Genomic DNA, 8,894 nt, shown 5'->3' on the forward strand with positions numbered 1-8,894 from the left:
CGCGAATTTGAAAGGGTTGACGAATTGAGCATAACGCTGCGTGTACTCACGCAACTCGCATAGTTCACATTTGGCCATCGGGGGATCCCGGGCGCGGTGCTCGGTCGAGCACTGAGGAATGACGCGCACGCCGCACCAGCAGCGCGGCGTGCGCAATGACCAGGCTTACTAGGGGGCCGGAGATGCCTCAGGGGAGGCCGCCGGAGAGGACCCGGCGGCGCGGGCCGCCGAAGATCTGTTCATTCTCTCTACGTTCCCTGGGGATGTTCTGTTCTCAGCCTTGGCCGCGCGGGCCGCGCGCTTTTTGCAGCCCCTCACCCTACCGACTGAGATTTTCATATCAGAGGCGACATCTCTCATCGATTTGCCCTGACCGAGTTCCTGCATGACCGCATCACAATCAACACTTTCCGCGGCATAGACCACAGGAACCACGCTCGAAAACGACAATGCTACCCCAAGCATTACCGAAGCCGTGGCGATCGCAAGTTTGTGCATGAATATACCCCTCCCATTTTGGGGCCGTGCTCGGCCGCGAGTGTCAGTATTCCAGAATCAACGAGTGGCTGCAAAATGTCGAGAACCCGAAGTAGCCCTAGCAATCATCATTTTTTACTCCGGGAAATTTGCGCGAGCGCACCTTAGCATGACTCACCGTTGCTTAACGTGTCTTCAAGCCCGGAAACCGGGGCGCGCGCCTTTCGCGCACCGCTGCCGCGCCCTCGCGCACGTCGGCGCTGAAAAAGCCGAGCATCTCCATCGCCAGTGATGCGTCGAAAGAGGGCCCCGCCGCCCGAAGCCAGTTGTTCAACGATCGTTTGGTAAATCGCAACGCCTGCTGTGGTCCGCCGGCAAGCTTGTGCGCGACTTCCATCGCCTTGTCCATCAGCTGGGGGGCTGGAACACAGAGACTCACCAACCCGATCCGTTCCGCCTCGCGCCCGTCGATGAAGTCGGCGGTCAACAGGTAGTATTTCGCCTTCGCCATTCCACACAGCAGCGGCCAAATGATCACCGCGTGGTCGCCGGCCGCCACCCCCAGCCGCAGGTGACCATCGGTTATACGCATCGCTTCGGAGGCGATGCTGATATCGGCCATCAGCGCCACCGCGAGACCCGCGCCGACTGCGACGCCGTTGATCGCCGATACGATCGGCTTGTCGAGGTTGATCATGTTGTAAACAATATCGCCGGCTTCTCGCCACGCCTGCGCGATGTTGGTCGCGCTTCCCGCCATCGCCTCGATCATGTCGAGATCACCCCCGGCCGAGAATGCACGGCCCGCACCGGTGACCACCACCACGTTGGTGTCCGCGTCTTCGGCGATATCCAGCCAGACGTGACTCAGCTCCCAGTGCAGTCGATTGTTGGTGGCGTTGAGGACGTCGGGACGATTGATCGTGATGAGCAGAATGCCATCGCCCTTGCGCTCGAACAGCAGGTGCTGGTACTCGCGATAGTCCATCGTGGTCGATCCCCGTGGGCGGCTGTCGAAGCTAACCCTCTCCCGGACGCGGAAGCGCCGAGCGGGAAGGCCTTCACGTGAGGTTCGTCTTCCTCGCCGGAGCAGGAGTCGGGTGGCGCCGATGTCGCCCGGTTACCCCTTGTAGATATCCATGACCGTGTTGAGCAGCTTAAGCGCCTGCTCCTTGGGACGCTGGAACGAGTTGCGTCCGATGATCGAACCGAAGCCGCCACCGGCGTGGATCTCGCGCACGTCGCCGATGAGCTGCTCGTCGGACTCCCTGGGTCCGCCCGAGAAAATTACGATGCGCCGTCCGTCGAATGCCGCCTGAATTATATGCTTCACGCGAGCCGAGAGCGGCTCGAGCTGGACCTTGGCGGCGTCGTATGCCTTCTTGGCTTCGGGCTGCTCGATCGCCGAAGTCGGCGGCTTGACCTTGATGATATTTGCGCCGAGTTGCGCCGCGATTTGAGCGGCGTACGCTACCACGTCAAGCGCGGTCTCGCCCTGCTTGGAGAGCGCCGACCCGCGCGGGTACGACCACACCACCAACGGAAGCCCGTGCGCCTTCGCCTCGGCGCCGATTTCGCGCAGCTCCTGGTACATGGTCTTTTCCCCCGCGGAGCCGGGGTAGATGGTGAAGCCGACCGCCGTGCAACCGAGCTTGAGCGCATCCTTGACGCTGCCGGTTACGGCGGAGATCGGATCTTTCTCATCGTGCAGCACGGCGTGGTTGTTCAGCTTTAGAATCAACGGAATCTCGCCTGCGTACTCCGCGGCTCCCGCCTCAATAAACCCGAGCGGAGCGGCGTACGCATTGCAGCCGGCATCGAGCGCGAGCTGAAAGTGGTAGCGCGGATCATAAGCGGGCGGATTGACCGCAAAGCTCCGCGCCGGTCCGTGTTCGAAGCCCTGGTCGACCGGCAGAATGACGAACTTGCCGGTGCCGGCCAGTTTGCCGTGATTCATCATGCGGGCCAGATTGCTGCGCACACCCGCATTCTCAGAGTCGTACCAACTGAGAATTTCCCTGACGCGCTTGGTCATAAAAATCTGTCTCCTTCGATCCGCCCAGCGGACGCGATGTGCTCAGCTCTCTTATAGCATTGCGCGGGCCGAATGTGCCGCGCCCAGTAGCGCGACATCCGGATTGGTGACCACCCGCACCTCGATTTGTTTAAGCATCGTGGCCAGCCGCCCCTTGCCGGTGAACCCGCGCATGAATTCGCCGCCCTGCAGGCCGCGCAGTATTTTCGGAGCAATTCCGCCACACAGAAACACTCCGCCGAGAGCCAGCACCTTGAGCGCCAAATTTCCCGCCTCCGCCCCGTACATAGCGCAAAACATCTCTACCGCGTGAGTGCATACGCTATCGCGCCCGCTGAGTCCCGCTTCGCTTATCATTTCTGCGGGGTCGCCCGCAGCCAGCGCCGTGCTAAGCCATTGCGGCTCGGGCGCGGAAATGCGGGCGCGCAGAAAACGATAGATATTGACCAGTCCCGCGCCGGAGAGCACCCGCTCCCAACTGACGTGCCCGAATTCGCGTTCGAGGAACCGCAGCAGCTCGATTTGTTCGTCGCCGACCGGAGCGAAACTAGAGTGGCCGCCCTCCGATGAAACTAGTTGATAGCGACCACCTTTGGCGGCAAGCAGCGCGGCTTCGCCCAGTCCGGTGCCGGCCGCAATCACCGCAATGTTCCCGTAGAGCAGACTCGCTCCGGGATTGATCACCACTGAATCGGATTCGGGCAAATGAATAACGCCCTGCGCAGTCGCGCCGAGGTCATTGATCAGCGTCACCGGAACCCCGCCCAAGGCGCTCGATATCGACTTGTCGGAAATCCCCCAGCGAATATTGCTCGGGGTCGCCGTGCCGCCGATTACCGGTCCGGGTACGCCAAAGCACGCGGCGGCAATTTCACCCGCACGAGCCGGGCCGAGGAATTCCGCGCAGATACTCTCCAGGGACGAGAATTGCGGGGTTGCAAAACGGGCCTCGCGTACCCGGACGAGGTGTCGATGATCCTCGGCAAAAATTCCGAGCAGGGTTTTGGTTCCCCCGACGTCGCCCGCGAGCACCAGCCGAGCCATGCGGTTTTCTCCTCCGGGCAGGCGGTTCAACGGGAATTTTACAGCCTGCGCTACCCCTTCAGTCTACCCGGGAGGAAGACAACTAAAAGAATGCGGCTATCCTTTTGCCGGGGGGCACGACCCAGAGTCCCCCAGGTTGCGGAATTGGTTTTCGACTCCCCGAACCTCTTTCGGTCAGCCTTCGACGTTGCTGCGCTCGGCGAGTTCCACCTCTTCCGCGCTCCCGATGTAAACCGGTTGCCGATCGTGAAGCGCCTGGGGTGTTACTTCGAGCAACCGCTTTTTCCCATTCGAGGCTCGGCCTCCGGCTTGCTCGGCAATCAAGGACATCGGTTCCAGCTCATACATGAGCCGCAACTTGCCTTTGCTCTTGCCGTCGGGAGTGATTTCGCCGGGGTACATGAAGAGGCCTCCTTCGAGCAGGCAGCGATGAAAATCGGCCACGAAGGCGCCGGTGTAGCGCAGTGAGTAGCTGGTCGACTTGTCCTTACGGCTGGTCATGTGCTCGATAAGCTTGCGCACCCCGGGATGGAACTTGGTGATGTTACCCTGATTGACGGAGTAGGTGATGCCGCGGCGCGGCATCTGAACGTCCCCCCGCCACAGGACGAACTGATCGAGCAAGGGATCGAGCGTAAAGATGTCGACCCCCGCTCCGGCGGTGAACGTGAGCTGCGTTCCGGGGCCGTAAAGAATGTACCCGGCGGCCACTTGCTCATCGCCGGGCCGCAGAATGTCTTCGATCGACTCCGCATGATTCGGTGCGCGCTTGCGAATGGAAAAAATCGTGCCGAGCGAGCCGTTGATATCGGTGTTGGATGAACCATCCAGGGGATCGTAGAGCACTGCGTAACTGTTGCCCTGACAACTGCCGGTGCGATGTTCCGCCTGCTCCATCTCTTCGGAGATGAGACTGCACACCGGGTCGCCCCTTTCGAAGGTGTCGAGAAAAACCCAGTTGGTCCACTCGTCGAGCTTTTTCTCTTCTTCACCCTGAATGTTGGTCTCCCCCGTAATCCCCAACTCGCCCCGCAGCGAAGCACGCGCGAGTTCGTGCGAAATTCTCTTACCGATTACCTCGATACGTTCGAGGATCAGCGCGAGATCGTCGGTCGGCACTTTGCTCTGCTTGCGCGTCAGGACGTGGCGCAACAAGGTCATGTTCTGCTGAGCCATAGAAGTCTCCCCAAAAATCACCCCGACGGCGACCGTCTTCCGATCGCCCTGCGAAATCACCTCCCCCACGAGGCGGTTCCGAGACGAGGATCAATACAACAAATTTAAGCCGAAATGGCAGGGTCATGCTTCGTTCTTCGTAACGCAAAGTTTCGCGTTTCGGGTCTTTCCTAACCGTGACGACGACGGGCCAGGCTCCACTCGCCGCATGCGACTCAGAGAAGTTCCACGCCCCCACTGGTCGCACGACCGATCTGGATCGCGGCTTTGGGCGATGATGTAACGGTCCGCGTCTCGGGGAGACACTTCGTTTCGCGAGCGAGGGTTGAAGCCGATAAGCCGCCCTATATGGACCCAGCTCTCAGACCGCTTTCCGCGGAAGGCGGGAGGCACTCAACCAACGGGGTTGTTTAGCGACTCCGCGCCTGACGAAGAAAAGTAGGTCTTTTACTCGGACAGTTGTTTGAATGGACCTCGACAGTATCCTTGGCCCTACAATACACGCCACGATCGCCCGTCGGCCGCCATCATGAGTGCGGCTTCCAGCGGGCCCCACGAGCCCGCCGAGTAGACCGGTATCTCACCCGGCGTTTGGGTCCAAGCGTCGAGTATCGGGTCGACGAGCTGCCAGGACGCCTCGACCGAATCGCGCCGCATGAACAGGGTCTGGTCCCCGAGAATGATGTCTCGAAGCAGGGTTTCGTACGCCTCGGGAGTGCTGGTCGCATAGTGAAAGTCGACCGCGACTTGTTGCAGGCGCGCCTGGGGGCCCGGCACCTTTGAGATTATGTGGACCGCGAGACCTTCATTCGGCTGGATGCGGATGGTCAGGATGTTGGCAGCCAGGTGGGCCCGCGGATTGGAGTTGTAGAGGATTCGCGGGACCGACTTGAAGTAGATGGCGATCTCGCTGGCGCGTTTGGGCAAACGCTTGCCAGTGCGAAGATAAAATGGCACTCCCGCCCAACGCCAGTTGTCGATCCAGCATCGCAGCGCGACAAAGGTCTCTATCCGCGAGCCCGAAGCGACTCCGTCTTCCTCCAGATAGGCGCTGGCCGGCACACCTCCCACTAATCCCGCGCCGTATTGGCCGCGAATTGCGTACTTTTCGATGTCCTCGTCGCCGAACGGGCGAATCGATTGCAAAACGTCAAGCTTCGCATCGCGCACGGAGTCCGCGGCGGTGCTGCGCGGCGGTTCCATGCCGATGATGCTGAGCACTTGCAGCATGTGGCTCTGAACCATATCGCGCAGAGCGCCGGCCGACTCGTAGTAAGGCGCCCGCGCCCCGACCCCTTCTTCTTCGGCGACGGTAATCTGGACGTGGTCGATAAAGCGCGAGGTCCACAGCGGCTCGAAGATCGAGTTCGCGAAGCGCAGCACCATCAGATTTTCGACGGTTTCCTTGCCCAGGTAGTGATCGATCCGGAAGATCTGGCCCTCGTCAAAGTGGGCCGCAATCCGGTCGTTGATCGCGGTAGAGCTGGCCAGGTCACGGCCGATCGGCTTCTCCACTACCACCCGCGTGAAGGTCCCGGGACCGTCGGGCGGACGGATCATGTGCGCATCGTGCAAAGCGTTGGCGCAGGTCTCGATGAAGTTGGGCGGAATCGCGAAGTAGTAAACGCGATTGCCCTCAGTGCCGGCTTCGCGGTCAACGGCCTCGAGCTGCGCACGCAACGTTTGATAGTCGGCAGGCTCGTTGAAGCGCCCGCGCACGAACCTAAGCATTCGCGCGAAGCCGTTCCATTCCTGCTCGTGCATCGGACGACGAGAATTTTTCTGGATCGCGTCGCGCGCGAACGCTCGATAGCTCTCGTCGTTCATTTCTTCCATCGAGAAGCACACGATCGCGACCTTCTCCGGCAGGTCATCATCGAGCGCAAGATTGTAAAGCGCCGGCAGCAGCTTGCGATGGCTGAGTGCTCCGGCACCCCCGAAGATCACCAGCGCGCAGGGAGGGTATTCGGGCTTTGCGGCCCGTCCGGTATTGTTCAGCGCGACTGTCGGCTCCCGATTCAAACCCATCGAAGGAATCCGCTTCTCATCTTGAGAGACGAACCAGCAAAGATGCCCTGAACTTCCCCCTCAGGCTAGTGAAAGACCCCGCGCGAGCAAAGCCGCTCTGATCCAGCAGGGAAGAGCTTGTAGATTGCCGAGGTTTCACCGATTCAAGATCAAAATCCTAAATCCTTGCCGACTCCTGGATCTGCCGGCATCGAGCAGTCCGGTGTCTCGGCGCGGCCCCTCACGAGGGGGGAATGATCTGCGTGATTTTCGAACCTTCCAGACCCATGCCGCCCATCAAGCCACTCTGATCGAATACGAACGCATATACGTCAGAGCGCATGCTAGTGGTGCTCAACGAACTCGCCGCGCCTTGGTCAAGGACCACGATGCTCGGGCCTGTACCGAGCGCCCATCCGCCGCTCTGGTTAAGGTAGTTTAGGGCCGAGCTGCTCATGAAAAAGAGCGCGTAGCCAAACTCCTTGGCTCCCGCCTGAAAGCCGTAAGAAGCGGCGGCGGTTCGGTAGTATCCTGCGGTACGGCCTCCTTTTCGCAGCGCTCCGAAGCCGAACTGTGCACCGATCAGAAATGCGCCCTTCTTGATGTCGGGAAAGACCAGGATCCCCTTGGCCTTGGCTCCCAGCTGCCGGGCCTTTGGGTTGTTGGCGTAAAGGGAATTCAAGGCGCTGGTTACCCTCTGATCGATCTCAGATGCGCTGGGCGCAAGCGGCGCAGAGGACTGGGCACGCAGAACACCGGCCAAGCCAAAGCCGATCGCTATCTGAATCACTATGGCAACGGTTAGTCGTTTCAACGGATACACTCCCTCTTTGGGGTCGGTTCGATGTTAACTCCTGCACTCAGAACGACCGGGTTTGCAGAATCTATACATGCTGAGAGGTGGTTTAAGAAAGGCGTCTCAGCGTGACCGGATGGTAGGGAAAAGCAGCGTCGCCTGGACGCGGATCATCCAGCCGGGTCCGCCCTGTGGATGCTTAACGAAATCGTAGGCTCCGGCCTGGAGGCCCATTTGCTGTCCTCCGAGCTCGACGATGTTGCCGACGTCGGCGCCGATGGGAAGCGTCCACGCGCTTCGCTTCTCCGCGGTCCAGTCGTAAGCGATGGGCGGGTCGATTTGCCCGGACCATCCGCTGTCGAGACTATAGCTCACGAACGGCTCGAGATAGGTCTGATTAATGCTGCCCCGGTGATGCGCGCCCGCAAATGACATCAGCTGGTCGGCCAGGATGCCGTTGAACCACGGACCGTGGTCGAAGGCGAAGCCGCCTGTCGGGCCGGCCGCCCATTTCCCACTCCCCAAATCAGTGCTTGAAGCGGTTGGAGCCTGAAGAATCGGCCCGATTCCCCAAATCCATTCACTGGCGCTTTCAGGCGTCAGGAAAAAGGAAGTCTGCAGGTCGCTGAGTCCGAATTGCGAACTGGGAGTCGGCAGGTAACCCACGGTCAGGCTGGGCCGCACCAGTAGGTCCCACTGCGCGGTTAGCCGAACCGGAATTAACGGTTCGATGTTCACTGCCTCGCCGGCGTCATGGTGGTTTCCCAGATTGAAGCCAGTCGTGGCCTGGATGGGGACCTTCACGAAATCTTCAAATGGATTGTGCACGCTCTTGGCGAGCTCGATGGGAGTCGGGTTGGTTGGGGACGCGGCTTGCTGCGCGCGAGCTGCGGTGGGGAGCAGCATGCCAAGTGCCAGAGCGATTCCCGCAACCAGGCCGGGCTTTCGATGCCAAGAGCGCGCGTCTTGCATCGCGCCGCCTTACTTTAGCGAGCCCCCGGCAGCGACGACCTTCGAGCCGCACCCTGGTCCGGAGAGAACACGACTGCCCTGGAGCTCCATTCCACAGTGACAGACCTGCAACCTGTTGCTGACCCTCATCAGCACGAGCCTCGGTCGAGATACCTCCGCGGAGCGATCTATCGTTCGATGATCGCCTTGAGACGTGCTTGTCTCACCGCCCGCACGAACACACGATAGTCGCGCTGGTTCTGGTCAACGTAGTCCACCGCGAATTCGCAGATCGCGTCATCAAAGGTTGCGCTCGAGCCCATGTAGCCCGAGATTTTCGCCGCGTCGCCGGAACGCGCATGCGCCCGGGCCAGCGCCCATCCGCAGACTCTTCCGTAAGCCCGCAGC

8 protein-coding genes are annotated in these 8,894 nt (G+C 60.7%); all 8 read right to left on the reverse strand.

What is annotated here, in order from left to right:
- Positions 1-661: 661 nt before the first annotated feature.
- A complete protein-coding gene (locus VGI36_02950) occupies positions 662-1,465 on the reverse strand; it encodes an enoyl-CoA hydratase/isomerase family protein (GenBank protein HEY2484075.1) in 804 nt (267 codons plus the stop codon).
- Positions 1,466-1,597: 132 nt separating this feature from the next.
- Entirely contained in the window at positions 1,598-2,512 is a 915-nt protein-coding gene (locus VGI36_02955; protein ID HEY2484076.1) for a class I fructose-bisphosphate aldolase, read from the reverse strand.
- A gap of 51 nt (positions 2,513-2,563) precedes the next feature.
- Positions 2,564-3,556, reverse strand: a complete 993-nt coding sequence (glk, locus tag VGI36_02960) for a glucokinase (protein ID HEY2484077.1) — start codon at positions 3,554-3,556, stop codon at positions 2,564-2,566.
- Between the two features lie 174 nt (positions 3,557-3,730).
- The gene (gene fbp / locus VGI36_02965) at positions 3,731-4,732 is read right to left on the reverse strand and encodes a class 1 fructose-bisphosphatase (protein HEY2484078.1); all 1,002 of its coding nucleotides are present in this window, start codon (positions 4,730-4,732) and stop codon (positions 3,731-3,733) included.
- A gap of 492 nt (positions 4,733-5,224) precedes the next feature.
- Complete coding sequence (gene zwf, locus VGI36_02970; GenBank protein HEY2484079.1) at positions 5,225-6,760, reverse strand: glucose-6-phosphate dehydrogenase; 1,536 nt, start codon at positions 6,758-6,760, stop codon at positions 5,225-5,227.
- A gap of 220 nt (positions 6,761-6,980) precedes the next feature.
- The gene (locus tag VGI36_02975; protein ID HEY2484080.1) at positions 6,981-7,553 is read right to left on the reverse strand and encodes a YSC84-related protein; all 573 of its coding nucleotides are present in this window, start codon (positions 7,551-7,553) and stop codon (positions 6,981-6,983) included.
- Between the two features lie 105 nt (positions 7,554-7,658).
- Complete coding sequence (locus tag VGI36_02980; GenBank protein HEY2484081.1) at positions 7,659-8,507, reverse strand: hypothetical protein; 849 nt, start codon at positions 8,505-8,507, stop codon at positions 7,659-7,661.
- 167 nt (positions 8,508-8,674) lie between these two features.
- A partial coding sequence (locus tag VGI36_02985; GenBank protein ID HEY2484082.1) for a DUF2252 family protein occupies positions 8,675-8,894 on the reverse strand: 220 nt, incomplete at its 5' end.

This window comes from Candidatus Binataceae bacterium (assembly GCA_036495685.1).
In the GTDB taxonomy this organism is placed as follows: domain Bacteria; phylum Desulfobacterota; class Binatia; order Binatales; family Binataceae; genus JAFAHS01.